Annotated in this window: 25 protein-coding genes; 2 read left to right on the top strand and 23 right to left on the bottom strand. The window is 68.5% G+C overall.

Annotated features, from left to right (window positions below):
* Position 1: 1 nt before the first annotated feature.
* The 17 genes from AC25YV_RS02060 to prmC form a co-directional block, all read right to left on the bottom strand.
* Positions 2-2,077: an ABC transporter ATP-binding protein gene (locus tag AC25YV_RS02060; protein WP_488122153.1), complete on the bottom strand. Its 2,076-nt coding sequence runs from the start codon at positions 2,075-2,077 to the stop codon at positions 2-4.
* A complete protein-coding gene (locus AC25YV_RS02055; RefSeq protein ID WP_488122152.1) occupies positions 2,074-3,807 on the bottom strand; it encodes an ABC transporter ATP-binding protein in 1,734 nt (577 codons plus the stop codon). The genes AC25YV_RS02060 and AC25YV_RS02055 overlap by 4 nt, the downstream gene beginning before the upstream one ends.
* 126 nt (positions 3,808-3,933) lie before the next feature.
* The gene (locus AC25YV_RS02050) at positions 3,934-4,926 is read right to left on the bottom strand and encodes an aldo/keto reductase (protein ID WP_488122151.1); all 993 of its coding nucleotides are present in this window, start codon (positions 4,924-4,926) and stop codon (positions 3,934-3,936) included.
* A gap of 129 nt (positions 4,927-5,055) precedes the next feature.
* The gene (locus AC25YV_RS02045; protein WP_488122150.1) at positions 5,056-5,889 is read right to left on the bottom strand and encodes a large exoprotein; all 834 of its coding nucleotides are present in this window, start codon (positions 5,887-5,889) and stop codon (positions 5,056-5,058) included.
* A gap of 151 nt (positions 5,890-6,040) precedes the next feature.
* Entirely contained in the window at positions 6,041-6,790 is a 750-nt protein-coding gene (locus AC25YV_RS02040) for a YaaA family protein (RefSeq protein ID WP_488122301.1), read from the bottom strand.
* Positions 6,791-6,857: 67 nt separating this feature from the next.
* Positions 6,858-7,118 carry a F0F1 ATP synthase subunit epsilon gene (locus tag AC25YV_RS02035; protein WP_488122149.1) on the bottom strand — a complete coding sequence of 87 codons (261 nt, stop codon included), beginning with the start codon at positions 7,116-7,118 and terminating at the stop codon, positions 6,858-6,860.
* A 2-nt stretch (positions 7,119-7,120) separates the two neighbouring features.
* Positions 7,121-8,569, bottom strand: coding sequence for a F0F1 ATP synthase subunit beta (atpD, locus tag AC25YV_RS02030; protein WP_488122148.1), 1,449 nt, complete (start codon positions 8,567-8,569; stop codon positions 7,121-7,123).
* Positions 8,570-8,591: 22 nt separating this feature from the next.
* On the bottom strand, positions 8,592-9,488 hold the full coding sequence (locus AC25YV_RS02025) for a F0F1 ATP synthase subunit gamma (protein ID WP_488122147.1): 897 nt from the start codon (positions 9,486-9,488) through the stop codon (positions 8,592-8,594).
* A gap of 20 nt (positions 9,489-9,508) precedes the next feature.
* Positions 9,509-11,149 carry a F0F1 ATP synthase subunit alpha gene (gene atpA, locus AC25YV_RS02020; RefSeq protein WP_488122146.1) on the bottom strand — a complete coding sequence of 547 codons (1,641 nt, stop codon included), beginning with the start codon at positions 11,147-11,149 and terminating at the stop codon, positions 9,509-9,511.
* 82 nt (positions 11,150-11,231) lie between these two features.
* Positions 11,232-12,023 (bottom strand): F0F1 ATP synthase subunit delta, encoded by a 792-nt coding sequence (locus AC25YV_RS02015; RefSeq protein WP_488122145.1) that lies wholly within the window; start codon positions 12,021-12,023, stop codon positions 11,232-11,234.
* Entirely contained in the window at positions 12,023-12,574 is a 552-nt protein-coding gene (locus tag AC25YV_RS02010) for a F0F1 ATP synthase subunit B (protein WP_488122144.1), read from the bottom strand. Before AC25YV_RS02010 ends, AC25YV_RS02015 begins: the two co-directional genes overlap by 1 nt.
* Positions 12,575-12,603: 29 nt before the next feature.
* Complete coding sequence (atpE, locus tag AC25YV_RS02005; protein WP_141882353.1) at positions 12,604-12,840, bottom strand: ATP synthase F0 subunit C; 237 nt, start codon at positions 12,838-12,840, stop codon at positions 12,604-12,606.
* Positions 12,841-12,886: 46 nt separating this feature from the next.
* Positions 12,887-13,678 (bottom strand): F0F1 ATP synthase subunit A, encoded by a 792-nt coding sequence (gene atpB / locus AC25YV_RS02000; protein WP_488122300.1) that lies wholly within the window; start codon positions 13,676-13,678, stop codon positions 12,887-12,889.
* Positions 13,679-13,808: 130 nt separating this feature from the next.
* Entirely contained in the window at positions 13,809-14,336 is a 528-nt protein-coding gene (locus AC25YV_RS01995) for a Cg1360 family ATP-synthase-associated protein (protein ID WP_488122143.1), read from the bottom strand.
* On the bottom strand, positions 14,333-15,493 hold the full coding sequence (locus AC25YV_RS01990) for an MraY family glycosyltransferase (RefSeq protein ID WP_488122142.1): 1,161 nt from the start codon (positions 15,491-15,493) through the stop codon (positions 14,333-14,335). The genes AC25YV_RS01995 and AC25YV_RS01990 overlap by 4 nt, the downstream gene beginning before the upstream one ends.
* Entirely contained in the window at positions 15,490-16,185 is a 696-nt protein-coding gene (locus AC25YV_RS01985) for an L-threonylcarbamoyladenylate synthase (protein WP_488122141.1), read from the bottom strand. The genes AC25YV_RS01990 and AC25YV_RS01985 overlap by 4 nt, the downstream gene beginning before the upstream one ends.
* Before the next feature lie 44 nt (positions 16,186-16,229).
* Entirely contained in the window at positions 16,230-17,099 is an 870-nt protein-coding gene (gene prmC, locus AC25YV_RS01980; protein ID WP_488122140.1) for a peptide chain release factor N(5)-glutamine methyltransferase, read from the bottom strand.
* A gap of 101 nt (positions 17,100-17,200) precedes the next feature.
* Between prmC and cysK the strand changes: the two genes are divergently transcribed.
* Positions 17,201-18,139, top strand: coding sequence for a cysteine synthase A (gene cysK, locus AC25YV_RS01975; protein ID WP_488122299.1), 939 nt, complete (start codon positions 17,201-17,203; stop codon positions 18,137-18,139).
* Position 18,140: 1 nt separating this feature from the next.
* Complete coding sequence (gene epsC / locus AC25YV_RS01970; protein WP_488122139.1) at positions 18,141-18,710, top strand: serine O-acetyltransferase EpsC; 570 nt, start codon at positions 18,141-18,143, stop codon at positions 18,708-18,710.
* A gap of 73 nt (positions 18,711-18,783) precedes the next feature.
* Here the strand turns inward: epsC and prfA are convergent, their stop codons facing one another.
* From prfA to lysA, 6 genes are all read right to left on the bottom strand, one after another.
* Complete coding sequence (gene prfA / locus AC25YV_RS01965; RefSeq protein WP_488122138.1) at positions 18,784-19,866, bottom strand: peptide chain release factor 1; 1,083 nt, start codon at positions 19,864-19,866, stop codon at positions 18,784-18,786.
* Between the two features lie 78 nt (positions 19,867-19,944).
* Entirely contained in the window at positions 19,945-22,017 is a 2,073-nt protein-coding gene (rho, locus tag AC25YV_RS01960) for a transcription termination factor Rho (RefSeq protein WP_488122137.1), read from the bottom strand.
* Positions 22,018-22,201: 184 nt separating this feature from the next.
* A complete protein-coding gene (thrB, locus tag AC25YV_RS01955; protein ID WP_488122136.1) occupies positions 22,202-23,140 on the bottom strand; it encodes a homoserine kinase in 939 nt (312 codons plus the stop codon).
* Complete coding sequence (gene thrC / locus AC25YV_RS01950) at positions 23,137-24,225, bottom strand: threonine synthase (protein WP_488122135.1); 1,089 nt, start codon at positions 24,223-24,225, stop codon at positions 23,137-23,139. The genes thrB and thrC overlap by 4 nt, the downstream gene beginning before the upstream one ends.
* A gap of 1 nt (position 24,226) precedes the next feature.
* Positions 24,227-25,567 (bottom strand): homoserine dehydrogenase, encoded by a 1,341-nt coding sequence (locus tag AC25YV_RS01945; RefSeq protein ID WP_488122134.1) that lies wholly within the window; start codon positions 25,565-25,567, stop codon positions 24,227-24,229.
* The gene (gene lysA / locus AC25YV_RS01940; RefSeq protein WP_488122298.1) at positions 25,564-26,934 is read right to left on the bottom strand and encodes a diaminopimelate decarboxylase; all 1,371 of its coding nucleotides are present in this window, start codon (positions 26,932-26,934) and stop codon (positions 25,564-25,566) included. The genes AC25YV_RS01945 and lysA overlap by 4 nt, the downstream gene beginning before the upstream one ends.
* Positions 26,935-26,999: the final 65 nt, after the last annotated feature.

Below are 26,999 nucleotides of genomic sequence, written 5' to 3'. Positions count from 1 at the left end.
CTCATATCCTAGTGGGTTCCCCCGCGGCACCATCGGTTTCGACCTCGGTGATGATCTGCCCGGTGGACAGCGGCCCGGTCGTCGGCGAGGGCGCCGTGATCGGGGCGGTGTCTTCCGGGTCATCGATCGGAGCCTCGAATTGGGCGTTGTACAGGCGCCAGTACGCGCCTCTGGCCGCGAGCAGCTCGTCGTGCGTCCCCTGCTCGACGATCGCACCGTCCTCCATCACGAGGATGAGGTCGGCGTCGCGGATCGTCGACAGGCGGTGCGCGATGACGAAGGCCGTGCGGTCTGCGCGCAGCTTCGACATCGCCCGCTGGATCAGCAGCTCCGTGCGGGTGTCGACCGACGACGTCGCCTCGTCGAGGATGAGGACTCTCGGATCGGCGATGAACGCTCGCGCGATCGTGACGAGCTGACGCTCCCCCGCGCTGAGGTTCGTCGCCTCGTCATCGAGCACCGTGTCGTAGCCGTCGGGCATCGCGTGCACGAAGCGATCGACATAGGCGGCCTTGGCCGCCGCGATGATCTCGTCTTCGGTGGCATCCGGATACCCATACGCGATGTTCTCGCGGATGGTGCCGGCGAACAGCCATGTGTCCTGCAGCACCATGCCGGTGCGCGAGCGCAGATCGTCACGCGTCATCAGCCGGATGTCGACCGGAGTGTCACCCGACTCGGGATCCGACAGCGTGATGCGGCCCGAATCGGCGTCGTAGAACCGCATGATGAGATTGACGAGGGTCGTCTTTCCGGCGCCGGTCGGCCCGACGATCGCCACGGTCGATCCTGGTCGCGCTTCGAGCGACAGGCCTTCGATGAGCGGCTTGTCCGCCACGTAGCGGAACGACACATCCTCGAACGCGAGCCGGCTCGCCGACTCGGGCGCTGTCTCGGCGGGATCGGGATCGGGCTCCTGCTCGCTCTCGTCGAGCAGTTCGAACACGCGCTCGGCGCTCGCGACGCCCGACTGCAGGAGGTTCGCCATCGAGCCGAGTTGACTCAGCGGCTGGGTGAACTGCCGGGAGTACTGGATGAACGCCTGCACATCGCCGATCGAGAGCAGACCGGATGCCACCTGCAGGCCACCGACGACGGCGATCGCGACGTACACGAGGTTTCCGATGAACATCATCGCCGGCATGATGATGCCCGAGACGAACTGCGCACCGAAGCTCGCCCGGTACAGTTCCTCGTTCTCTGCGCGGAAGAGCTCTTCGGCTTCGCGCTGGTGACCGAACACCTTGACGATGGCGTGCCCCGAGAAGGTCTCCTCGACGCGGGCGTTGAGGATTCCGGTGTTCTTCCACTGCGCGACGAACAGCTTCTGCGAGCGCCTCGCGACGAGCACCGTGATGACGATCGTCAGCGGGATCGTGACGAGCGCGATGAGCGCGAGCAGGGGCGAGATGATGAACATCATCACGAGCACGCCGATGACGGTGAGCAGGGACACGACGACCTGCGAGAGGGTCTGCTGCATCGTCTGGCCGATGTTGTCGACGTCGTTCGTGACGCGGCTGAGAAGCTCGCCGCGTTGTACGCGGTCGAAGTACGACAGCGGCAGCCGATGGATCTTGTCCTCGACCTGCAGCCGCAGGCGGTGCATCGCGTGCTGCACGACGACGTTGAGGATGCGCGCCTGCAGCCAGCCGAAGATGGCGGCGAAGAGGTAGACCGCGAGCACGGCGGCGAGGATCCAGGCGAGGCGGCTGAAGTCGATGCCGGCGCCGGGCACGAAGTCCATCGCCCCGAGCATCTCGGCCTGCTGGGTGTCTCCCTCGGCGACGAGCCGGTCGATCACCTGCTGCTTCGTGAGGCCCTCGGGCGTCTGCATCGAGATGAAACCGGCGAAGACGACGTTCGTGCCCTCGCCGAGTATCTTCGGCCCGACGACCGAGAGCGCTACCGAGACGACGCCGAGCACGAGCACGACGATGAGCTGCGGCAGATCGGTGCGCAGCGTCGCAAGCAGGCGCTTCGCGCTGGGACCGAAGTTCTGCGCCTTCTCACCCACACTCTGGGCGGCGCCGTGACCCATGGGTCCGCGACGCGGGCCGCCACCGGGGCCGCTCATGCCGCCTCCTCGACCGACATCTGGGATTCGACGATCTCGCGGTACGTGTCGCTGGTGCGCAGGAGTTCATCGTGCGTGCCGACCCCGACCATGCGCCCGTGATCGAGCACCACGATCTGGTCGGCGCGCTGGATCGTCGAGACGCGCTGCGCGACGATGAGCTTCGTGGTCCCGGGCAGATCCGTCAGGAGCGCCTTGCGCAGCGCAGCATCCGTTCTCAGGTCGAGGGCCGAGAACGAGTCGTCGAACACGGCGATCTCGGGACGACGGACGAGGGCCCGCGCAATCGCGAGGCGCTGACGCTGCCCGCCCGACACGTTCGTGCCGCCCTGCGCGATGGGGGCGTCGAGCCCTTCGGGAAGCGCCTCGACGAAGTCGCGGGCCTGCGCCGTCTCGAGCGCCTGCCACAGCTGCTCGTCGGTCGCGTGCTCGTCGCCGTAGCGCAGGTTGGATGCGACGGTTCCCGAGAAGAGGAAGGCTCGCTGCGGGACGAGTCCGATCCGCGCCCAGAGGTCGTCGGGGTCGTAGTCGCGGACGTCGGTTCCGTCGATCCGGACGCTGCCCGCGGTCGCGTCGAACAGGCGCGGCACCAGGCCGATCAGGGTGGACTTCCCCGACCCGGTCGAGCCGACGATCGCCGTCATCGTGCCGGGCTCGACCGTGAACGAGATGTCGCGCAGCACCGCGTCGTCGGCACCGGGGTACGCGAAGTCGACGCCATCGAACTCGATGCGGCCGGCGGCGACGGGCGGGGTGATCGCACGAGTGGGAGCGGCGACGGACGGAGTCGTGTCGAGTACGGCTCCGATGCGATCGGCGCAGACGGCTGCGCGCGGGATCATCACGAACATGAAGGTCGCCATCATGACGCCCATCAGGATCTGCATGAGATAGGTGAGGAAGGCGAAGAGGGTGCCGATCTGCACGCCGTCGTTCTGCACCTGGAACGCGCCGAACCAGATGACGGCGACGCTGGAGAGGTTCATCACGAGCATGACGGCGGGGAACATCAGCGCCATGAGGTTGCCCGCGCGCAGCGCCGTCTCCATGACGTCGGCGCTGCCCTTGGTGAACCGCGCGGCCTCTTCGCGCTCGCGGACGAACGCCCTGACGACCCGGATGCCCGTGAGCTGCTCGCGCATGATCTGGTTGATGCGGTCGATCCGGGCCTGCATGCGGGTGAAGGCGGGCACCATGCGCCAGACGATGAGCCCGACGATGATCAGGAGGACGGGGATGGCGACCGCCATGAGCCACGACAGGCCCGCGTCCTGGCTGACGGCCATGATGACGCCGCCGATCGCGAGCATGGGCGCCGACACCATGAGCGTCGCCGACACCTGCACGAGCATCTGCACCTGCTGCACGTCGTTCGTGTTGCGGGTGATGAGGGATGCCGCGCCGAAGCGCCCGATCTCGCGCTGCGAGAAGGCGACGACGCGGTGGAAGAAGTCGGCGCGCAGGTCGCGGCCGACTCCCATCGCGAGCTGTGAACCGAAGTACACCGCGATGATCGCGCACACGATCTGCACGAGGCTGACGCCGAGCATGACGGCGCCGGTCGACCAGATGAAGGGGATGTCCCCGACGACGACGCCCTTGTCGATGATGTCGGCGTTGAGCGTCGGCAGCAGGAGCGAGGCGATCGACTGCGCGAGCTGGAAGAACACGACGGCGACGATGAGCGGCCAGGCGGGGCGCAGATAGCGCGCCAGGAGCTTACCGAGCACGAAGGTCCTTTCCTACTCCCTGAGGGAGAGAGCGCAGCTCGACATACGCTACGCCTCTCCGGGGGCAAGACCAAGCCGTCCGCGCCGCCGGCTCGACACCGACGCGCTTCGTCCTGCGGGGCCGAGTCAGACGCGAGCGCCGGGATCCTCGGGCAGCGGGAACAGGGCATCGATCGCCGCGATGTCGTCGGCGGTCGGGGTCCAGGCGGTCACGGCCGCAGCATTCGCCTCGACCTGCTCGGGGCTCGTCGCGCCGGCGATGACGCTGGCAAGGCCGGGCCGCGCGAGCAGCCACCCGAACGTCGCCTGCAACATCGTGATGCCGCGCTCGTCACAGAATGCCCGATAGGCCTCGAGCGCATCCCACGGGGCATCCCGCCACACGTGCTCCCGCTGGCGCATGATCCGTGAATCGGCGGGGGCGTGTCCGCGCGAGAACTTGCCGGTGAGCAGCCCGTTGTGCAGCGGGAAGTAGGGCAGGAACCCCAGCCCGAAACGCTCGGCGGCCGGCAGGACTTCGCGCTCAGCCGCCCGTGCCAGCAGGCTGTAGTGATTTTGTGCGGACACGAACGGGATGCCGGCACGCTCCGCGGCGACGTAGTGCGCCTCTGCGATCTGCCAGCCCGCGAAGTTCGAGTGGCCGATATAGCGGACCTTTCCTTCGCGCACGAGGTCGCCGAGAGCGTCGAGGGTCTCTTCGATCGGCGTCTGGGGATCGGGTGTGTGCAGCTGGTACAGGTCGATCCAGTCCGTCTTGAGCCGTGCCAGCGACCCTTCGACGGCGCGGCGGACGTACGCCCGTGACGCCTTCGCCCCCGAGACCGGGTAGCCCATGTCGCGCGCGTGATGACCGAACTTCGTCGCCAGCACGACATGGTCGCGTCGACCCTGGAGCGCCTCGCCCATGAGACTCTCGGACAGCCCCGGGTCACGCCCGTACATGTCCGCCGTGTCGAGGAAGGTCACGCCTGCGGCGATCGCCGCGTCGAGCACGGCGCGGGTGCCCTCGAGAGTCTCGGTCCGGGTGCCTTCGCGCCCGAAGTTGTTGCAGCCGAGGCCCACCGAAGAGACGAGCAGACCAGAGGCGCCGACGCGGCGCGCAGGGATGTCGGATGTCATGCACCCGAGGCTAGCGGCGTGCGCGCCGCAGCGCCGAGAGGCGGAGCCAGCCAGTGGCCCAGCCACCTCGGGACACCGACGCCGTCGGGTCCAAAGACGATGACCCCCGCAGAGCGGGGGTCATCGATGTCAGGGGCGAGGCGAGTCAGGAGCGTCCGGCGTGACCGGGGGTTCCGGCGATGCGGGGGGCTCGGGCGAGGCGGGGGCCTCGGGCGCCGCGGGCGAGTCGGCCGAGACCGGGGCCGCGGGCGGTGCGGGCGGTGCCGGCGGTGCGGGCGGCGGCGTGTACCCCGAGGGCGGTGCGGGGGGTGAGGTGTATCCGGCAGGCGGTGCGGGCGGAGGCGCATAACCGGCGGGCGGCTGGTAGCCCGGAGGGGGCTGGTAACCGGCGTGCGGGGCCTGGTAGCCGGCGCCCGGCTGACCGTAGGCACCGCCACCGACGGGCGCACCGGGCTGAATCGGAATGCCCTGCCACACCACGTTGTCCTTGAGGAACGAGTTCACCCACGGCGCGGGACGGATGCCCGGGTTCCACGGCGACGACGTGAAGGCGAGGACCCCGAGCCAGATGAGCGGGCCGACACCCGGGATGAGCCACAGCAGCAGGAAGGGCCAGTCCTTGTCGAGCTTGAGCCCGACGCGCCACCCGACCATGATGCCGGCTGCAAGGGCGACGAGTCCGAAGACCCATCCGATGACCGGAATCTGTCCGAGCACCGACGAGGCGACGACCGCACCGAGCATGACCCACGGAGAAAAGTCACCGAGCTTGGCGAGGACCATGAGGTTGTAGACGGGCACCCAGGCGCGCCACTTGCCCTGCACGCCGGCCTTGTCGAAGATCCGCATGAGGAACCACGACGAGAGAAGGTATCCCGCGAGCGCGAAGATCAGGAGAAAGGGAAGGATCAGCAGGAGCCACGCGAAAGCCCAGGCCCCGTCGTAATCGTAGTAGTCAGACAAAGGACGGCCTCCTAGACCGCTGGTGTCGACACGCGTGTTCCCACGGCACCGGCGAGCAGAGCGCCCGCGGCGTACATGCTAGCGATACTCCGCACCGCCGGGCACGTACGACCGGCGTTTCGGGGGGATCACCCCCGTGGGCGGGCGTGGTTCAGGCGAAGAGGTGGAGCTCGCCGGCGGCGCCTTCGCTCACGCGCAGACCCGCCGTTTCGCTCCAGCGCACGAACCCGCGACGGGACTGGATCCGCGGCCGCACCGTCGCGAGGCGGCGTACGAGCAGACCCTTCGCGCGCTTGTTGAAGTGGTTCAAGGCGCGTGTGGCGCCATCGTCGCCCTCCGTGACGACCCGCACATAGGCCGACTCGACCCCCATCGGCACGGGTCCGAGCGCGACATATGCCTCGGAGCGCATGTCGAGCACGAACGACGGGGAGGTCTGCACGAACGCCGACATGACGGCATCCGCCCACTCGCGTCGCAGCGGCGCGAGCCCGGGCAGTGAGGCCCCCGCCGCGAGGCGGTAGGGCGGAATCGGATCGAGCGCTCCGACGGGTCCGAAAGGCGCCGAGTGGAGCAGCACGTGATGCCCGAGCCAGCGCCGGGCGGCGCCGTCGAGCGACTCCGCATCCAGGGCGTCGTAGAGCACGCCGGTGTAGCGGTCGACGGCCGGCATCGTCGGGGCGCGGCGCAGGGCAGCGTTCACCTCGACCTCACCCCGCTGACGGGCACTCAGCTTGAGCACGCGCGCCGCTTCGTCGGGGTTGTCCGAGAGGCTGACGAGGGCGTCCGTGACGCGCTCGCGCTGCGGCAGCAGGTCGGGCATCGCGAGCCGCGACAGGTCGAGCGGGGCGCCGGTCCCGCCCGGGCGCTTGGTTTCAGACGGCGGCAGCAGTATCAGCACGGTCACTTGGCCCCAGGAAAAGGCGAACGCCGCCCGGCGGACCGGGCGGCGTTCGAGGTATCTGTGTTCAGGAGATGAGCGCCGCGTTGCCCGCGACGATCGTCAGCTCGTCACCCGACATCGAGAGGAAGCCGGATTCGGCGTTCGCGACGATCTTCGTCCCAGCGGTCTCCGTGATGCGCACCTGGCCTTCGGCGAGGATCGCGAGCACGGGTTCGTGACCGGGCATGAACCCGATCTCGCCCAGCACGGTCTTGGCGACGACGAGCGACGCCTCTCCCGACCAGACCTCCGCGTCGGCGGAGACGAGACTCACGTTGAGCGGCATGATCAGCCGTTCTCCTTCTGGATCCGCGCCCACTGCTCTTCGACGTCGGAGATGCCGCCGACGTTGAAGAACGCCTGCTCGGCGACGTGGTCGAAGTCACCCTTGACGATGGCGTCGAACGACTCGATGGTCTCCTTGATCGGAACCGTCGAACCCTCGACACCCGTGAACTTCTTGGCCATGTAGGTGTTCTGCGAGAGGAACTGCTGGATGCGACGTGCACGCGACACGACGATCTTGTCCTCTTCGGAGAGCTCGTCGACACCGAGGATCGCGATGATCTCCTGCAGTTCCTTGTTCTTCTGGAGGATCTGCTTCACGGCGGTCGCCACACGGTAGTGGTCCTCACCGATGTAGCGGGGGTCGAGGATACGGCTCGTCGAGGACAGCGGGTCGACGGCCGGGTAAAGACCCTTCGACGCGATCTCACGCGAGAGCTCGGTCGTGGCGTCCAGGTGGGCGAACGTCGTCGCCGGTGCCGGGTCGGTGTAGTCGTCGGCGGGGACGTAGATCGCCTGGAGCGACGTGATCGAGTGACCGCGGGTCGAGGTGATGCGCTCCTGGAGCACACCCATCTCGTCGGCGAGGTTCGGCTGGTAACCGACGGCGGACGGCATGCGGCCGAGCAGCGTCGAGACCTCGGAACCGGCCTGCGTGAAGCGGAAGATGTTGTCGATGAACAACAGCACATCCTGCTTCTGAACGTCGCGGAAGTACTCCGCCATCGTCAGTGCCGACAGGGCGACACGCAGACGCGTTCCCGGCGGCTCGTCCATCTGGCCGAAGACGAGGGCCGTCTTGTCGAAGACACCCGCCTCGTCCATCTCGGCGATGAGGTCGTTGCCCTCACGCGTGCGCTCACCGACACCGGCGAACACAGACACACCACCGTGATCCTGCGCGACGCGCTGGATCATCTCCTGGATGAGGACGGTCTTGCCGACGCCGGCACCGCCGAAGAGGCCGATCTTTCCACCCTGGACGTACGGGGTGAGCAGGTCGATGACCTTGATGCCGGTCTCGAACATCTGCGTCTTCGACTCGAGCTGGTCGAAGTTCGGCGCCTTGCGGTGGATGGGCCAGCGCTCGGTGATCTCGATCTTCTCGCCGGGCTCGGCGTTGAGGATGTCACCCGTGACGTTGAAGACCCTCCCCTTGGTGACATCGCCGACCGGAACAGTGATCTGCTCGCCCGTGTTGCGCACCTCCTGGCCGCGGACGATGCCGTCCGTGGGCTTGAGGGCGATCGCCCGGACGAGGTCGTCGCCGAGGTGCTGAGCGACCTCGAGCGTGATCTCGTTGGACTCGCCGTCGATGACGATCGTCGTCTTCAGCGCGTTGTAGATGTCGGGGATCGAATCGTGCGGGAACTCGATGTCGACGACCGGGCCGGTGACGCGCGCGACGCGGCCGACGACGGAGGTGTCCGTCTTTTCAGCGGTGAGGCTCATGGCTTCTTCTCTTTCGTGGGATCTATTTGCCGGACGAGAGCGCGTCGGCGCCGCCGACGATCTCGGCGATCTGCTGCGTGATCTCGGCCTGGCGAGCGTTGTTGCGCAGGCGCGTGTAGTCGGTGATGAGCTTGTCGGCGTTGTCGCTCGCGGACTTCATCGCCTTCTGCGTCGCAGCGTGCTTCGCCGCCGACGACTGCAGAAGAGCGTTGAAGACGCGGCTCTGGATGTACACCGGCAGCAGAGCATCGAGCACGACGGATGCGTCCGGCTCGAACTCGTAGAGCGGGTACACCTGCGCCGCGGTCGGCTCTTCGGCTTCGACGACCTCGAGCGGGAGCAGGCGGACCTGCTCGGGCGACTGGGTCATCATGCTGACGAAGCGGTTGTACACGAGGTGGATCTCGTCGACCCCGCCATCCTGCCCGCCACGGTCGTAAGAGTCCAGCAGCACGGCTGCGATCTCTTCCGCCGTCGAGAAGTGCGGCGTGTCCGTGTCGCCCGTCCACTCAGCGGCGGCATCCATCCGACGGAACTGGAAGTATCCGACGGCCTTGCGGCCCACCAGGTAGAACACCGGCTCCTTGCCCTGCTGACGCAGGAGCTCGGCCAGTTCGAGACCCTCGCGGAGGATCTGCGAGTTGAACGCGCCCGCCAGGCCCCGGTCCGACGTGAAGATCACGACGGCGGAGCGGCGGATCGTCTCGCGTTCGACGGTCAGCGGGTGATCGATGTTGGAGTGTGTCGCCACGGCGGAGACGGCCCGTGTCACGGCCCTCGCGAAGGGCGTCGACGCGCGAACACGCGCCATCGCCTTCTGGATACGCGAAGCCGCGATGAGTTCCATCGCCTTCGTGATCTTCTTGGTCGTCTGAGCAGAACTGATCTTCTGCTTGTAGACCCGCAGTTGTGCGCCCATGGTTCCTGTCCAGCCCGCGGTTAGCGGCGGCCCTTGACGATCTTCTCCTGGTTCACGTCGTCAGCCGCAGCAGCAGCGACCTCTTCGTGTCCCGGCTTCCCGATCGCCTGACCCTTGCCCGCACGGAATTCGAGGATGAACTCGTCGGTCTTCTTCTCGAGCTCGGCGGCGGTCGCGTCATCGAGCACGTTCGTCTCGCGGAGCGTGTCGAGGATCGAGGTGTTCCGGCGCAGGTAATCGAGCAGTTCGCGCTCGAAGGGCAGCACGTCTTCGACCTCGAGGGAGTCGAGCTTGCCGTTGGTTCCGGCCCAGATCGAGACGACCTGCTCCTCGACGGGGTACGGCGAGTACTGCGGCTGCTTGAGCAGCTCGGTCAGTCGCGCACCGCGCGCCAGCTGGCGACGCGATGCCGCATCCAGGTCGCTCGCGAACATCGCGAACGCCTCGAGCGAGCGGTACTGGGCCAGCTCGAGCTTGAGCGTGCCCGAGACCTTCTTGATCGACTTGACCTGAGCGTCACCGCCGACTCGCGAGACCGAGATGCCGACGTCGACAGCGGGACGCTGGTTGGCGTTGAACAGATCGGACTGCAGGAAGATCTGGCCGTCGGTGATCGAGATGACGTTGGTCGGGATGTACGCCGAGACGTCGTTGGCCTTCGTCTCGATGATCGGCAGACCCGTCATCGAACCCGCGCCGAGCTCGTCGGAGAGCTTCGCGCAACGTTCGAGCAGACGGGAGTGCAGGTAGAAGACGTCACCGGGGTAGGCCTCACGGCCCGGCGGGCGACGCAGCAGCAGCGACACGGCACGGTAGGCCTCGGCCTGCTTCGACAGGTCATCGAAGATGATCAGGACGTGCTTGCCGTCGTACATCCAGTGCTGGCCGATGGCCGAACCGGTGTACGGCGCGAGGTACTTGAAGCCTGCGGGGTCGGATGCCGGAGCCGCGACGATCGTCGTGTACTCCATGGCGCCGGCGTCTTCGAGCGCTCCCTTGACGGAGGCGATCGTCGAGCCCTTCTGACCGATCGCGACGTAGATGCAGCGCACCTGCTTCGACGGGTCGCCCGAAGCCCAGTTGGCCTTCTGGTTGATGATCGTGTCGATCGCCAGGGCGGTCTTGCCGGTCTGGCGGTCACCGATGATGAGCTGGCGCTGGCCACGGCCGACCGGGATCATGGCGTCAATCGCCTTGATGCCCGTCTGCAGGGGCTCGTGCACGCTCTTGCGCTGCATGACGCCGGGCGCCTGCAGTTCGAGCGCGCGGCGGCCGTCGATCGGCGAGATCTCGCCGAGACCGTCGATCGGGTTGCCGAGCGGGTCGACGACACGGCCGAGGAAGCCGTCGCCGACGGCGACAGACAGAACCTCGCCGGAGCGCGTGACCTGCTGACCGGCTTCGATGCCGGAGAACTCGCCGAGTACGACGACACCGATCTCGTGCTCGTCGAGGTTCTGAGCGAGGCCCAGCGTGCCGTTCGCGAACGTCACGAGCTCGTTCGCCATGACGCCGGGCAGGCCCTCGACGTGGGCGATGCCGTCGGCGGCGTCGATGACGGTGCCGACCTCGGTCGCCGCGGCCCCGGTGGGCTCGTACGCGGCGACGAAATCCTTCAGCGCGTCACGGATGACGTCGGGGCTGATTGACAGTTCTGCCATTGTCTTCCCTTTGTTTCACTACGGTGTGGGGCGTCGGCCCCGAAGTCTCCGCCGGCTCGGCTGAACCGGCGGGAAGTCTGTACTACCCCGCGAGCCGCTGCCGCAGGTCTGCCAGTCGTGACGAGACGCTCGCGTCGATCACATCGTCGGCGATCTGCACGCGCAGGCCGCCGACCACGGAGGGATCGACGACGGTGTTCAGCGCCACGGCCGCGTCATAGCGCTGCGCGAGCAGCGCGGCGAGACGAGTGGACTGCGCCTCGCTCAGCGGCACCGCCGAGAAGACCGTTGCGACTTTGCGGCCACGCTGGTCGGCGACGAGTCGCTCGGCCCACGTGAGCATCCGGCGCACGCGTCGCTCGCGCGGCTGCTGCACGAGCGAGGAGACGATGAGCGTCGTCGCCGGGTTCGCGCGTGAGCCGAGGAGCTTCTCGACGAGGGCCCCCTTCGCCGACCGATCGCCGAGACGGCTCCCGAGGGCGAGTTCGAGCTCGGGGTTCGCGGCGACCGTGCGGGAGAACCGGAACAGCTCCCCCTCGATGTCGACTCCGACGGTCGCGTTCGCTGCGACGCGCACGGCAAGCTCTTCGATGCCGTCGACGAGATCCGACGCCGACGACCAGCGCTGATCAACCGCGCTGGTCAGCAACGACACCGTCGTGGCCGACACCATCGCGCCGAAGACGTCCTCGACGACCTTGCGCCGTGCAGCGGGCGGTGCGGCGGAGTCGGCCAGCGCGCCGCTCAGCTGCGACGAGTCGCCGACAGCACGCGCCGCGGCGAACAGCTCGCGGGCGACGTCGAGATCGACTCCCGACGCGGCGTCGAGCGCCGCCATCGTCGCCGCGAGGGCCTGAGTGGTCGCGCTGCCCATTACGCCTTTGCTCCCTCGGACGCCTCGAGGTCGGCGAGGAAGCGGTCAACGACCGCCTGAGCCTTCGCGTCATCCGAGAGCGCTTCGCCGATGACTCCGCCGGCGAGGTCGAGGGCGAGTGTGCCCACCTCGCTGCGCAGCGACACCAGGGTGCTCTGACGCTCGGCTTCGATCTGTGCGTGCGCGGCTGCGGTCACGCGGGCCGCCTCGGCGGTCGCGCTCTCCTTCGCCTCGCTGACGATCTTCTTGCCATCCTCACGCGCGGCGTCACGGATCTCTCCGGCTTCCTTGCGGGCGTCGGCGAGCTGAGCCGTGTACTCGGCCAGCGCGGCCTCGGCCTTGCGCTGTGCCTCGTCGGCCTTGGCGATGTTGCCTTCGATCGCAACGGCACGCTGGTCGAGCATCGCCTTCATCTTGGGAAGGGCGACCTTCCAGAAGACGAAGAGGATGACGACGAAGCAAACCGCTGACCAGATGATGTCGTACCACGCGGGGATGAGCGGGTTGTACTCGCCCTCTTCCGCGGCGTACGTGACAAGAGCGTTCAGCATCCTGTCTCCTTAAGACTGGTGGGGGCGGATCAGTAGCCGAAGATGAAGGCGGTGGCGATGCCGATGAAGGCGAGCGCCTCGGTGAAGGCGATACCGATCCACATGAGGACCTGCAGGCGGCCGGCCAGCTCGGGCTGACGGGCGACGCCCTCGATCGTCTTGCCGACGACGATGCCCACGCCGATGGCGGGACCGATGGCGGCGAGGCCGTAGCCGACGGTCGCGATGGAACCGGAGACCTGGGCGAGAACCGTAGTTGCGTCCACGGGGGTGTTTCCTTTCGGTTGGGTGGGTAGGCGCGAGCCTGCCCGCTCAGTGCTCTTCAGCCACCGCGAGCTGGATGTAGACCGCGGTGAGGATGGCGAAGACGTATGCCTGGAGGAAGGCGACCAGCAGCTCGAAAGCTGTGAAGGCGAAGCCGAAGGCGAGGGAGCCTGCAGCCAGAGCCGACCACCACCCGCCGAGGTCCAGGAGGAAGAACTGGGTCGCTGCGAAGAACAGGACCAGCATGAGGTGACCGACCATGAGGTTCATGAGCAGTCGGAGGGTCAGCGTCACGGGCCGGATGATGAACGTCGAGATGAACTCGAGCGGCGTGACGATGATGTAGAGAACCGGCGGGACCCCCGAGGGGAAGAGCGCGTTCTTGAAGAAGTTCTTGGGGCTCTTCTTGATACCCGCGTAGATGAAGGTGAAGTAGCTCACCAGTGCGAGCAGCAGCGGCACCGCGATGATGCCCGTTCCCGGCATGTTCAAGAACGGGATGACCCCGGTCAGGTTCATGAACAGGATCATGAAGAACATGGTCGTGAGGATGGGCAGGAACCGCTGGCCGTCCTTCTTACCCAGAAGGTCCTCGGCGATGTTGACGCGGACGAAGTCCAGCCCCATCTCGACGAGGCTCTGGAAACGGCCGGGGACGAGTTTCATCCGCCGGGTGCCGATCCAGAAGACCAGGACGACCGCAATGGTCGCGAGGATCTGGACCATGTGGATTCGGTTGAACTCGAACCCGCCGATCGTGAAGATCGCTTCGGGGAAGAATTCCGTGATCGAGGGTCCGTGGAACTCGGGTCCCTCGTCCACGGTGGCGTGGGCGATCAGGGTCGCAGCTTGAGTAATCAGCGCGGGCTCCAGCTTCGGGGCACCGGTCTAGGACCGTTGCGACGATGGTCGGTGAGCGTCACTCCGCAAGCACTCGGAAACCGAGCGGGCGGGCGCGAGATTCAGCCTATCAAACCTTGGAGCCCCCTGAATCCGCTTCGGTCCCCGTGTTGGCGTCGAACCCCGTTTCGGCGGCGGGCGCGTCCTCCGGATTCGAGGTCGGCAGGGTCACATCGCTCACGTGCGGGATGCGCATGCGCAGCATCACGACGACATCGATCGCGAGCGCAGCCAGCACGCTGGCGACGACCGCGACGAAGAAGATGGTGGGTTCCATCCACGGCTGGCCGCGCAGAACGAGCAGCAGCACGATGAAGACGATGAACTTGAGGATCCAGCCGCCCATCACGATGCCGAAGAAGAGCGGCACATAGATCGGGTCGCCGTACCAGCGGTTGGCGATGAGGATGCTCGTCCCCGTGATGGCGAGGAAGATCGCTGCCAGAAGGACCCCCGCCAGCGCACTCCACAACCCGTCGGTACCGGCGACGACGAAGCCGAGGACAGCGCCGAGCACGGCGAGGACGGCCGTCAGCGCGGCGGACCACAGCAGGGTGGCGCGCAGGATCGGGGTGCTCGAAACCGGGCTGGTGTTCATCGGGCGTTCTCCTGGGGTCTGGCTGCGACCGGCGAGCGCCGGCGCGAGGGAAGGAAGGTCAACACGAGGCACACAGCGACGCCGACGACGCCGAAGGCGACCCCGAACAGGTAGTCCCCCGGCCAATCGGACTGCGTGCCGATGTACATCAGCAGGAAGCCGAGGCTCACCACGGCCGTCCACGCGTAGAAGATCAGCACGGCGTCGCGATCGGTGTGGCCCATGTCGAGCATGCGGTGGTGCAGGTGCTTGCGGTCCGGCGAGAAGGGCGACTTGCCCTTGCTGATGCGACGGATGACGGCGAGGCCGAAGTCGAGGAGGGGCAGCAGCACCACCACGATCGGCAAGAGGATCGGGATGAAGGCACCGAGCAGCTGCGAGCGGCCGAACTCGTCCGGGTCGAGCATCGACGGCTCGAGCTGACCCGTGATCGCAACCGCCGAGGTCGCCATGAGCAGCCCGAGCAGCAGTGCACCCGAGTCGCCCATGAAGAGCTTCGCGGGACTCCAGTTCATCGGCAGGAACCCGATGCAGACGCCGATCAGCACGGCGGCGATGAACGACGCGAGGTTGAAGTAGGTGCTCGCGCCGGTGTCGCGCGCGAAGAGGTAGGAGTAGGCGAAGAACACGACGTTCGCGATGAGGCACACCCCGGCGACGAGGCCGTCGAGGCCGTCGATGAAGTTGACGGCGTTCATGACGACGACGATCGCGAAGACGGTGAGGGTGAAACTCATCCAGCTCGACCACACGGTCATGCCGCCGATCGGCAGTGCGTAGATCTGCAGGCCGCCGAACCACGCGATGCAGCCCGCGGCGAGGAACTGCGCCCCGAGCTTGATCATCCAGTCGAGGTCCCAGAGATCATCGGCGACGCCGACCACGACGATCAGCAGCGTCGCCGCGAGGATCGCCCAGATGCGCTCCGGGGCTGCCCACACGAGCTCGAAGAAGGGGTTCTGCGCCGAGACGAGAAAGGCCGCCGTCACGCCGAGGAACATCGCGATACCGCCAAGGCGAGGCGTCGGCTGCTTGTGGACGTCGCGCTCCCGGATGCCCGAGTACAGCTTGTACTTCAGGCTCAATCGCCACACGCCCCACGACAGCGCGAAGGTCAGCGCCGCGGTGAAGATGATCGTGAAGATGTACTGCTTCACGCGATCTCGCCGTCGCCGTGCTCCTCGGGGTCGGGTTCGAGCAGGTCGCCCAGGACGGCGCGCAGGCGCGCTCTTCCGATGGCGCCGTCGCGCAGGACGCGCACGACGGGCTCGGTTGCGCCCACGAGGCCCGTGGCGTCGATGATCGTCGAGGCGACCCCTGTCGCCGACGGCCCTCCGTCGAGATAGACCTCGACGGAGTCGCCGAGCATCTGCTGCGCCTCGTGGATGAGGACAGCGGCGGACTTGCCCGTGAGGTTCGCGCTGGACACCGCGAGCGGCCCCGTCTCGGCGAGCAGCTCGAGGGCGATGCGGTGGTCGGGCATCCGCACGGCGACGGTGCCGTGCGTCTCGCCGAGATCCCACGTGAGCGACCGCTGGGCCGGCATGACGATCGTGAGGCCGCCGGGCCAGAATTGCTCGACCAGGCGCTCGACCGGCTCGGGCACCTCGGCCACGAGGGCCCGCAGCGTGTCGACACCGGGAACGAGCACGGGCGGAGGCGACTGGCGCCCCCTTCCCTTCGCGTCGAGCAGCCGCTGCACGGCGGAAGCGGAGAACGCATCGGCGCCGACTCCGTAGACGGTGTCGGTGGGCAGCACGATCAGCCCGCCGCGCGCTATGGCGCGGCGCGCCTCGCGCATGCCGGGGAGAAGCTGCGACTCATCGCGGCAGTCGAAGAGGGAGGACATGACCCGGACAGTCTAATCAGCGCCGGCCGGTGTTCCCCTGTGCTTCAGGGCCGTATGGCCGTCGTCGCGCGATCGCGCATCGTCAGGTCGGGGTGGGTCGCGGTGGACCGCCATCCGTCGGCGGCGAGCAGCTGCCGGATCGCGGCGCCCTGCCACTCGCCGTGCTCGATCACGATCATGGCGCCCGGGTGCGCGAGCCGAAGTCCCACCGTGCTGAGCACGCGCACGACGTCGAGGCCGTCCTCTCCCCCGTAGAGCGCGGCCGGGGGGTCGTACTCGCGCACTTCGGGATCCCTCGGGATCGCGGCATCCGGCACGTACGGAGGATTGGATGCCACGACCGACACCGTGCCGTCGAGCTCGGGGAACGCCTCGGCAAGATCGGCGAAGACCAGGTGCGCGTTGCCGGCGCCGACAGCGTCGAAATTCTGCGTCGTCCAGCCGAAGGCATCGGCGGAGTTCTCGGCCGCGTGCACCTCGGCATGCGGCACTTCGGTCGCCATCGCGAGCGCGATCGCGCCGCTGCCGGTCCCGAGATCGACCGCGATCGGCGCGGGGGATGCCGCGGCGCGCAGGGCGTCGATCGCGAGCTGGGCGACGATCTCGGTCTCGGGCCGCGGCACGAAGACGCCCCGGCCGACTCTGAGCTCGAGGTGACGAAAGGGTGCCGTCCCGGTCAGGTGCTGGAGCGGCTCTCTCGTCGCGCGTCGAGCGATGAGCTCGTCGTAGCGCTCGGCATCCGCCTGCCGGATCCCGTCGCCGCGCACGATCGCGGCCTGCACGCCTCCGCGGGTGCTGCCCAGCACGTGTGCTGCGAGGAGTTCGGCATCGACGACCGGATCGGCGACGCCGGCCTGGGCAAGCGCCTCGACACCGCGACGGACGACGGCGGAGAGGGCGGAAGGTGTATCCATGAGCGGCCCAGTTTATCTGTGGCTTGGCGTCATACTCGGCCCGGGTGCCGTGCGCTCCCCTAGGCTGGATGACGGTCACGATCCTCCCCGAAAGGCCCGACATGCCCGGTATGCACTCCGACATCACGACCGCGTTCGGCAACACCCCGCTCGTTCGCCTCAATCGGGTCACCGAAGGCGCCGTAGCCGAGGTGTACGCCAAGCTCGAGTACTTCAACCCCGCGTCGAGCGTCAAAGACCGCCTCGGCATCGCGCTCATCGACGCCGCTGAGGCCTCGGGTGAGCTGACCCCCGGCGGCACGATCGTCGAGTCGACGAGTGGCAACACCGGCATCGCGCTCGCGATGGTCGGCGCCGCGCGCGGCTACCGCGTCATCCTCACGATGCCCGCGTCGATGTCCAAGGAACGCCGGATGCTGCTCAAGGCGTTCGGCGCGGAGCTCGTGCTGACCGACCCGACCAAGGGCATGGCCCTCGCGGTCGACGAGGCCAAGCGCATCGTCGAAGAGACGCCCGGCGCCGTGTGGGTGCGCCAGTTCGAGAACGAGGCGAACCCCGCGATCCACCGCGCGACGACCGCCGAAGAGATCTGGCGTGACACCGACGGCGAGGTCGACGTGTTCGTCGCCGGCATCGGCACGGGCGGCACCATCACGGGCGTCGGCCAGGTGCTCAAGGAGCGCAAGCCCGGCGTGCAGATCGTCGCCGTCGAGCCGAAGGACTCCCCCATCCTCACCGAGGGCCACCCCGGCCCCCACAAGATCCAGGGCATCGGCCCGAACTTCGTCCCGGCCATCCTCGACCGCGGCGTCATCGACGAGGTGATCGACGTCGAGTTCGAGCCGTCGCTCGCGCTCGCGCGTGACCTGGCAGCGAAGGAAGGGCTGCTCGTCGGCATGTCGGCCGGTGCCGCCGTCTGGGCCGCGCTCGAAGTCGCCAAGCGTCCCGAGAACGCCGGCAAGAAGATCGTCGTCGTGGTGCCCGACACGGGCGAGCGCTACCTCACGACGGCGCTGTTCGAAGACCTGCGCGAGGACTGACATGGGGCCACTGGCTCGCGTCCGCGAGGATATCGCCGCGGCACGCCTGCGCGACCCCGCGGCGCGGGGCGACCTCGAGATCGCCGTGCTGTACTCGGGCCTGCACGCCATCTGGGCGCACCGTGTGTGGCACGCCCTCTGGCGGCGCGGCCTGCGCTTCGTGCCGCGCGCGGGCTCGCAGATCACGCGCTGGCTCACGGGCATCGAGATCCATCCCGGTGCCACGATCGGGCGCCGTTTCTTCATCGACCACGGCATGGGCGTCGTGATCGGTGAGACCGCCGAAGTCGGCGATGACGTCATGCTGTACCACAGCGTGACGCTCGGCGGCCGTCAGCGCGAGGGCGGCAAACGCCATCCCACGCTCCACGACGGCGTCGCCGTCGGTGCGGGCGCCAAGATCCTCGGCCCCATCACGATCGGCGCCCACTCCGTCGTCGGAGCCAACGCCGTCGTCACGCAAGACGCCCCGCCTGACAGCGTGCTGGTCGGCGTGCCCGCGAAGCCGCGAGCCCGCCGCGTCGGCGAAGAGACCCGCTCGATCCTGATGGCGCCCGAATACTCGATCTGACGCCGGGTCGGGCCTGGATCCCACCGCTGCGCGCTGCGACCAGCGCGGCGTCGCCATGCCGCGCGCCGGAACGTCAGTCGGCGTCGGGGGCCAGGGCCGCCAGGCGCGCCTCTTCGTCGGCGTGGATGGCCGACTCGACGATCGGTCCGAGGGCGCCGTCCATGACCTGGTCGAGGTTGTAGGCCTTGTAACCGGTGCGGTGATCCGCGATGCGGTTCTCGGGGAAGTTGTACGTGCGGATCCGTTCGGACCGGTCCATGCCGCGGATCTGCGAGCGACGGGCGTCGGATGCCGCCGCGTCGAGCTCTTCCTGCTGCCTGGCCAGCAGCCGGGCCCGGAGCACCCGCATCCCCGCCTCGCGGTTCTGCAGCTGGGATTTCTCGTTCTGCATCGACACGACGATGCCGGTCGGCACGTGGGTGATCCGCACGGCGGAGTCGGTCGTGTTGACCGACTGCCCGCCCGGACCCGAGGAGCGGTAGACGTCGATCTTGAGATCGCTCGGATCGATCTGGATCTCTTCGGGCTCATCGACCTCGGGGAACACGAGCACCCCGGTGGTCGATGTGTGGATGCGCCCCTGCGACTCGGTGGCGGGCACCCGCTGCACGCGGTGCACGCCGCCCTCGTACTTCAAGTGCGCCCACACACCCTGCGACGGGTCCGAGGGCGAGCCCTTGATCGCGACCTGCACGTCCTTGTAGCCGCCCAGATCGGACTCATTGCGTTCGAGCAGCTCGGTCTTCCACCCCATCGAGGCGGCGTACTGCACGTACATGCGCAACAGATCGGCCGCGAACAGCGCCGATTCGGCACCGCCCTCGCCCTGCTTGATCTCCATGATGACATCGCGCGCATCGTCGGGATCGCGCGGAATCAGCAGCCGCCGCAGACGCTCCTGCGCCTGGGCGAGCTGCCCTTCCAGCGCGGGCACCTCTTCGGCGAACGCGTCGTCTTCCTTCGCGAGGTCGCGCGCGGCATCTACGTCGTCCGATGCCGCGACCCAGTCCTCGTACGCCTTCACGATGCGCGACAACTCGGCGTACCGCCGGTTGACGCGCTTCGCACGGGCAGCATCAGCGTGCACGGCCGGATCGGAGAGCTCCTCCTGGACGGCACGGTGCTCTTCGATCAGGCCCTTGACCGACTCGAACATTTCCACCCTTCGACGGGTTCGGGGAACGCGACAGGCTCAGGAACCGGTCAGCGAACCAGCGACACGCTCAGAGTGCGGTCAGCGGATGCTGTTGTCGTGGGCGTGGCCGCCGCCGTGCGCATCGCGAGCGGGAGCCGGGATCGACTTCTGCATCTGCACGAGGAATTCGACGTTGGACTGCGTCTCTTTGAGCTTGCCGAGCACGACCTCGAGGGCCTGCTGGGTGTCGAGGCCCGCGAGGGCGCGACGCAGCTTCCACGTGATCTTGACCTCGTCGGCCGAGAGCAGCATCTCTTCGCGACGCGTCGACGACGCATTGACGTCGACGGCCGGGAAGATCCGCTTGTCGGCGAGCTGGCGCGAAAGCCGCAGCTCGCTGTTTCCCGTGCCCTTGAACTCCTCGAAGATGACGTCGTCCATCTTGGACCCGGTCTCGACGAGAGCCGTGGCGAGGATCGTGAGCGATCCGCCGTTCTCGATGTTGCGCGCGGCGCCGAAGAAGCGCTTGGGCGGGTACAGCGCCGACGCGTCGACGCCACCGGACAGCACGCGGCCGGAGGTCGGCGCTGTGATGTTGTAGGCACGACCCAGGCGAGTGATCGAGTCGAGCAACACGACGACGTCGCGACCGAGCTCGACGAGACGCTTCGCACGCTCGATGGCGAGCTCGGCGACGGTCGTGTGGTCCTCGGCAGGGCGGTCGAAGGTCGAGGCGATGACCTCGCCCTTGACCGTGCGCTGCATGTCGGTGACCTCTTCCGGGCGCTCGTCGACGAGCACGACCATGAGGTGGACCTCGGGGTTGTTCGTCGCGATGGCGTCGGCGATCTGCTGCAGCACGATCGTCTTGCCGGCCTTGGGCGGTGCGACGATGAGCCCACGCTGGCCCTTGCCGACCGGCGCGACGAGATCGATGATGCGCTGCGTGAGCTTCTCGGGCGCCGTCTCGAGGCGCAGGCGCTCCTGCGGGTAGAGGGGCGTGAGCTTGCCGAACTCCACGCGGGTCGCGGCATCCTCGACCGACAGACCGTTGATCGAGTCGACCTTGACCAGCGCGTTGTACTTCTGACGGCTGGACTGCTCGCCTTCGCGCGGCTGCTTGATCGCGCCGACGATGGCGTCACCCTTGCGCAGGTTGTACTTCTTGACCTGGCCGAGCGAGACGTAGACATCGCTCGGACCGGGCAGGTAGCCCGACGTCCGCACGAAGGCGTAGTTGTCGAGCACGTCGAGAACACCCGCGATCGGGATCAGAACGTCGTCTTCACCGATCTCGGTCTCGAACTCGTCGCCCTGGCCGCCGGACTGAACGCGGCGCTTGTTGCGCTGGCGGTTGCGTCCGTTGCCCTTGTCGCCGTCGTCATCAGAATCGGATGCCTCGGCGTGAGCCTGCGGGGCGTTCTGGCCCTGCGGCGGGTTCTGGCCCTGCGGGTCCTTGCCGTTGCGGTTGCGGCTGCGGCTGCGGCTGCGGCTGCGCCCGCGCCCCGAGCCCTCGTTCTGCTGGTCGCCGTCGTCGTTCTTCTCGCCGTCGGAGTCAACCTTGTCGGCGGAGGGAGCGTCGTTCTCGGCGGAAGCAGGTGCTTCGGCCGCGGCCTTGTCGGCACCCTTGGCGGAGCGCCGGTCGGCGGCCTTCTTGGCCGGTGCCTGCTCGGACGGCTCGGCGATGGCCGGCGTCTCGTCGGCGGGGACTGCTTCGGTCTTCGGCGCGTCTGCCTCGGCCGCCTCGGCGGCGGCGGTGTCAGCGGCGGCCTTGTCGGTGTCGGCCTTGGTCGCACGCGACCGGCGCGGGGCGCGCTTGGCGGGCGCCTTCACGGCGGGCGCCTCGGCAGCTGCGTCAGCCGGCGCGTCCGCAGCCGGGGCCTCGACCGGAGTCACGGCGGCGGGCGCTGCCGTGTCGGTGGCGGGCGCCGCTTCGGCTGCCGGCGTTTCGGCCGCGGGCGGCACGTCGCTGCTCTTCGCCCGACGCGGGGCGCGCTTGCGGACGGGCTTGGTCACCGGAGCGGCCTCGGCCGCCGGTGCATCCGCTGCTGCCGCAGGCGTGCTTGCGCTCGCGGCGGCAGCGGTCTTTTCGGTCGTCGCGGCGTCCGGCGTCTGCGCGTCCGTGCGCTGGTCGGCCTGGGCGTCGGTGTGGATCTCGGAGATGGACTCCACGAGTGCTCCCTTGTGAATACGAATGGATATGCACGAACGCGCGCCGAGACATACGGCTGGTTGCCATTCCGTGTGGTCCTCAGCGGACTCGTGTGCGGATCCTGACGGAGCTGCTCGAGACGAACTCAGAGACCGATCAACGGAAGGCGTGCGGTGGTTTCGCAGAATGCGACGGAGGCCAGATTCACGTTTGCGTGGAGTCCTCCGCGTGCTCCCTCACTGTACCACCCTTGACGTCGACGGCGAGCATGAGCGCCTCCCAGGGAGTGTCGCTGGACTGCGCCGCCAGTGCGGCCGCGTCCAGCCGCGCCCCCGGGCCGTCGGCGAGCACGAGCACGCTCGGACCGGCACCCGAGACGACGGCGGCGTATCCCGCTTCACGCAGACGCCGCACGAGCCGGTCCGTCTCGGGCATGGCCTGCGCGCGGTAGTTCTGGTGCAGCCGGTCAGCCGTCGCCGCGAACAGCAGCTCGGGGCTCTGCGTGAGCGCCGCAATGAGCAGCGCCGAACGCGAGACGTTGAAGACGGCGTCTTCGCGAGGCACCTGCAGCGGCTGAAGACTGCGGGCGACCTTCGTCGACATCGTGAACTCCGGCACGAGCACGAGCGGCGCGACACCGCGGTTCACGAGCAGCTTCTTGTGCTGCGGTCCACCCTCGTCGACCCACGCGATCGTGAGTCCGCCGAACAGCGCCGGCGCGACGTTGTCGGGGTGCCCCTCGAGCTCGGTCGCGAGCCGCAGGAGCATGTCGTCGTCGAGATCGGCGACGCCCTCGAGCAGGCCTTTCGCGGCAAGCAGTCCCGACACGACGGCGGCGCCCGACGAACCGAGTCCGCGCCCGTGCGGGATGACATTGTGAGACTCGATCCGCAGCCCCGGCATCCGCTGTCCGACTGCATCGAACGCGTACGCGATCGTTGAAGCGACGAGGTTCGACGCGTCGCGCGGCACGTCGCCGGCCCCCGCGCCGTGCACGTCGATCTCGAGCTGGCCCTCAGGAAGCGCCGTCACGAGCAGTTCGTCGTACACGCTCAGCGCGAGACCGAGCGTGTCGAAGCCCGGACCGAGGTTCGCGCTCGTGGCGGGGACGCGGACGACCAGCGGCCCCTCGGGAAGTGTCACGCGGTCGCCTTGGTGCGCGACAGACCGAGAACGGATGCGACCTCCGACGTCGCCGCGTCGACAACGGTCGGCTCGACGGTCGAGCCGTCGGCGTTGCGCAACGCCCACTGCGGGTCCTTCAGTCCGTGGCCCGTGACCGTGAGCACGACGCGGGCACCCGCGGGAACCGCGCCGGCCTCGGCACGGTCGAGGAGGCCGGCGACGCTGATCGCCGAGGCGGGCTCGACGAACACACCGACCTCTCCTGCGAGGAGCTTCTGCGCCGCGAGGATGCGCTCGTCGTCGATGGCGCCGAACCAGCCGTTCGTCGCGTCCCGCGCCTCGAGAGCGAGTTCCCACGAGGCCGGGTTGCCGATGCGGATCGCGCTGGCGACCGTCTCGGGGTTCTTGACGACTTCGCCGCGCACGAGCGGGGCCGATCCCTCAGCCTGGAAGCCGAACATCCGCGGCACGCGCGTCGCGACGCCGCGTGCGGCTTCTTCGCGGTAGCCGCGGGAGTACGCCGTGTAGTTGCCGGCGTTGCCGACGGGGATGAAGTGGAAGTCGGGGGCGTCGCCGAGCTGTTCGACGACCTCGTAGGCCGCCGTCTTCTGGCCCTCGATGCGGTCGGGGTTGACCGAGTTGACCAGGTGCACGGGATACTCGTCGGCAAGCTCGCGGGCGATCTCGAGGCAGTCGTCGAAGTTTCCGCGGATCTGAATGAGCTGCCCGCCGTGCACGACGGCCTGGCTCAGCTTGCCCATCGCGATCTTGCCCTCGGGCACGAGCACGGCCGCCGTGATGCCGGCGTGCGCCGCGTATGCGGCAGCCGAGGCCGACGTGTTGCCCGTCGACGCGCAGATGACGGCTTTGGCTCCGTGCTCGACGGCGCGCGAGAGCGCCACCGTCATGCCGCGGTCCTTGAACGAGCCCGTGGGGTTCATGCCCTCGAACTTGACCCAGACGTCGGCGCCCGTGCGGCGCGACAGTGACGGGGCCGGGATGAGCGGCGTGCCGCCCTCGCCGAGGGTGACGACGGTCGAGGCGTCGGTGACGCCGAGACGGTCGGCGTATTCGCGGAGGACTCCGCGCCAGAGGTGTGCCATGTCAGTTTCCTTCCACGCGCAGGACCGAGACGACGCGCTCGACGACGCCGCTCTCGGCGAGCCGGTCGACCGTCTCGCTGAGATCCTGCTCCAGTGCCTTGTGGGTGCCGATGACGAGGCGGGCAACGCCCGGTCCGCCGTTCGGCTCACGCAGGACGGTCTGCTCGACGGTCGCGATCGACACGCGGCCCTCGCTCAGGACGCCGGCGACAGTCGCGAGCACGCCGGGACGGTCATCGACCTCGAGCGTGATCTGGTAGCGCGTCGTGACGTTGCCGATCGGCACGATGGGCAGGTTCGCCCGAGTCGACTCGCCGACACCGACACCGCCTGCGATGTGGCGCCGCGCCGCCGAGACGACATCGCCGAGCACGGCGGAGGCGGTCTGCACGCCACCGGCTCCGGCGCCGTAGAACATCAGGTTGCCGGCGGCTTCGGCCTGCACGAAGACGGCGTTGTTCGCGCCGTGCACGCTCGCCAGCGGATGCGCACGGTCAACCAGCGCCGGATAGACCCGCACCGAGATCGCATCCCGATTCGCGGCTTCGTCGCCACCGGATGACTGGGGGGACGTGATCCGCTCGCACACGGCAAGCAGCTTGATGACGTAGCCGGCGTTGCGCGCGGCATCCATCATGGACTTGTCGATCGTCGTGATGCCCTCGCGGTGCACGGCGTCCAGCGGAACGGTCGTGTGGAAGGCGAGCGACGCGAGGATCGCCGCCTTCTGCGCCGCGTCGAAGCCCTCGACGTCAGCGGTCGGATCCGCCTCGGCGTAGCCGAGCGCCTGCGCGTCAGCCAGGACGTCCGCGAACTCGGCCCCCTCGGTGTCCATGCGGTCGAGGATGTAGTTGGTCGTGCCGTTGACGATGCCCATGATGCGCTGCACGCGGTCACCGGCGAGCGAGTCGCGGAGCGGGCGGATGATCGGGATGGCCCCCGCGGCGGCGGCCTCGTAATAGACCGATGCGCCCACTTGGTCGGCCGCGTCGAAGATCTCGGGGCCGTGCGTTGCGAGGAGCGCCTTGTTGGCCGTCACGACGTCGGCGCCGGAGTTGATCGCCTGCAGGATGTACGTACGCGCCGGTTCGATACCGCCCATGAGCTCGATGACGATGTCGGCACCCAGAATCAGGGTCTCGGCGTCGGTCGTGAACAGCTCGCGGGGCAGGTCGGTCTCGCGGGGGGCGTCGAGATCGCGCACGGCGATGCCGGCGAGCTCGAGCACGGCACCGGAGCGGTCGGCGAGCTCATCTGCGTGCCGCAGCAGCAGCGCGGCGACCTGGGAGCCCACAGCTCCCGCACCCAGCAGGGCGACCCGAAGGCGGCGGTAGTCGGTCATGCGTTCCTTCCCATTGAGGTGGGCAGCCCTGCATCGCGGGCGAGCAGATCATCGATCGACTCGCCGCGCACGATGACGCGGGCGTGCCCGGAGCGCACCGCCACGACGGGCGGGCGCGGTACGTAGTTGTAGTTGCCGGCCAGCGAGTAGCAGTACGCTCCGGTCGCCGGAACGGCGAGCAGATCGCCCGCGGCGATGTCGCCCGGCAGATACTCGTGGTCGACGACGATGTCGCCGGCTTCGCAGTGCTTGCCCACGACGCGGGTCAGCACGGGGGCCGCGTCGCTGCGCCGCGAGGCAATGCGGGCGGAGTACTGCGCGCCGTAGAGCGCGGGGCGGGCGTTGTCGCTCATGCCGCCGTCGACGCTCACGTACAGGCGCGTCGCGCCGCCGTCGAGGGCGACGGGCTTGGTCGTGCCGACCTCGTACAGCGTCACTCCGGCGGGCCCCACGATCGCGCGCCCGGGCTCGAAGGCGAGATCGGGCATCGGGATGCCGCGGGTCGCGCACTCGCTCGCGACGGCTTCGACGATCCCGGCCGCGAGCTCGGCGATCGGGGTCGGATCGTCGGCAGAGGTGTAGGCGATGCCGAAACCGCCGCCGAGGTTGAGCACCGGCAGGTCGCCGTCCTCACGCAGGCGCGCGTGCAGCTCGACCAGGCGCGCAGCGGATTCGCGGAACCCCGCCGTGCCGAAGATCTGCGAGCCGATGTGGCCGTGCAGCCCGACGAGTTCGAGTCCGGGAGTCGCCCGCACACGGTCGGCGATGTCGGGGGCGCTGTCGAGGGTGAACCCGAACTTCTGGTCTTCGTGGGCCGTCGCGAGGAAGTCGTGCGTCTCGGCGTGCACACCGCTGTTCACCCGGATGAAAACGCGCTGCGTCGCGCCGCGGCGCGCGACGATGTCGGCGAGCCGGTCGATCTCGTCGATGCTGTCGAGCACGATCGAGCCGATCCCGACCTCGACGGCGCGGTCGAGCTCGGCACGGGACTTGTTGTTGCCGTGGAAGGCGAGTCGCTTCGGGTCGGCTCCCGCAGCGAGCGCCACAGCCAGTTCGCCGCCCGTGCAGACGTCGACCGAGAGCCCTTCGTCGAGAACCCACCGCACGACCTCGCTCGAGAGGAAGGCCTTGCCGGCGTAGTAGACGCGCACCGACGCACCGTGCGGGGCGGCGGCATCGCGGAAGGCCGCGAGCGCCCCCCGGGCGCGGGAGCGCACCTCGTTTTCATCGAACACGTAGAGCGGCGTGCCGAACCGGGCCGCGAGTTCGGTCATCGGCACCCCGGCGACCTGCACAACACCATCGGCGTCGCGGGTCGCGCTCTCGGGCCACACCCCTGCGGCGAGCGCATCGGCGCCGTCAGGCATGGACAGCCAGGCAGGTGCCGGCGTGCGGGAGGAGGAGGCGATGGACACGGGGGAACCAATCGGGT

The sequence above is a fragment of the Microbacterium sp. Y832 genome, assembly GCF_057669765.1.
Note: the sequence above shows the minus strand (reverse complement) of the source record. Positions and strands in the feature narration are given on the sequence as shown.

What these genes read in the sequence shown, in the direction of transcription:
- prmC (WP_488122140.1), bottom strand. Translation starts at nt 17,099, where the DNA reads ATGGATACACCTTCCGCCCTCTCCGCCGTCGTCCGTCGCGGTGTCGAG.
- AC25YV_RS01995 (WP_488122143.1), bottom strand. Translation starts at nt 14,336, where the DNA reads ATGAACACCAGCCCGGTTTCGAGCACCCCGATCCTGCGCGCCACCCTG.
- atpA (WP_488122146.1), bottom strand. Translation starts at nt 11,149, where the DNA reads ATGGCAGAACTGTCAATCAGCCCCGACGTCATCCGTGACGCGCTGAAG.
- AC25YV_RS02050 (WP_488122151.1), bottom strand. Translation starts at nt 4,926, where the DNA reads ATGACATCCGACATCCCTGCGCGCCGCGTCGGCGCCTCTGGTCTGCTC.
- epsC (WP_488122139.1), top strand. Translation starts at nt 18,141, where the DNA reads ATGGGGCCACTGGCTCGCGTCCGCGAGGATATCGCCGCGGCACGCCTG.
- AC25YV_RS01985 (WP_488122141.1), bottom strand. Translation starts at nt 16,185, where the DNA reads ATGTCCTCCCTCTTCGACTGCCGCGATGAGTCGCAGCTTCTCCCCGGC.
- prfA (WP_488122138.1), bottom strand. Translation starts at nt 19,866, where the DNA reads ATGTTCGAGTCGGTCAAGGGCCTGATCGAAGAGCACCGTGCCGTCCAG.
- lysA (WP_488122298.1), bottom strand. Translation starts at nt 26,934, where the DNA reads ATGCCTGACGGCGCCGATGCGCTCGCCGCAGGGGTGTGGCCCGAGAGC.
- AC25YV_RS02010 (WP_488122144.1), bottom strand. Translation starts at nt 12,574, where the DNA reads ATGCTGAACGCTCTTGTCACGTACGCCGCGGAAGAGGGCGAGTACAAC.
- AC25YV_RS02060 (WP_488122153.1), bottom strand. Translation starts at nt 2,077, where the DNA reads ATGAGCGGCCCCGGTGGCGGCCCGCGTCGCGGACCCATGGGTCACGGC.
- AC25YV_RS02015 (WP_488122145.1), bottom strand. Translation starts at nt 12,023, where the DNA reads ATGGGCAGCGCGACCACTCAGGCCCTCGCGGCGACGATGGCGGCGCTC.
- AC25YV_RS02025 (WP_488122147.1), bottom strand. Translation starts at nt 9,488, where the DNA reads ATGGGCGCACAACTGCGGGTCTACAAGCAGAAGATCAGTTCTGCTCAG.
- AC25YV_RS02035 (WP_488122149.1), bottom strand. Translation starts at nt 7,118, where the DNA reads ATGCCGCTCAACGTGAGTCTCGTCTCCGCCGACGCGGAGGTCTGGTCG.
- thrC (WP_488122135.1), bottom strand. Translation starts at nt 24,225, where the DNA reads ATGGCACACCTCTGGCGCGGAGTCCTCCGCGAATACGCCGACCGTCTC.
- AC25YV_RS01945 (WP_488122134.1), bottom strand. Translation starts at nt 25,567, where the DNA reads ATGACCGACTACCGCCGCCTTCGGGTCGCCCTGCTGGGTGCGGGAGCT.
- atpD (WP_488122148.1), bottom strand. Translation starts at nt 8,569, where the DNA reads ATGAGCCTCACCGCTGAAAAGACGGACACCTCCGTCGTCGGCCGCGTC.
- cysK (WP_488122299.1), top strand. Translation starts at nt 17,201, where the DNA reads ATGCCCGGTATGCACTCCGACATCACGACCGCGTTCGGCAACACCCCG.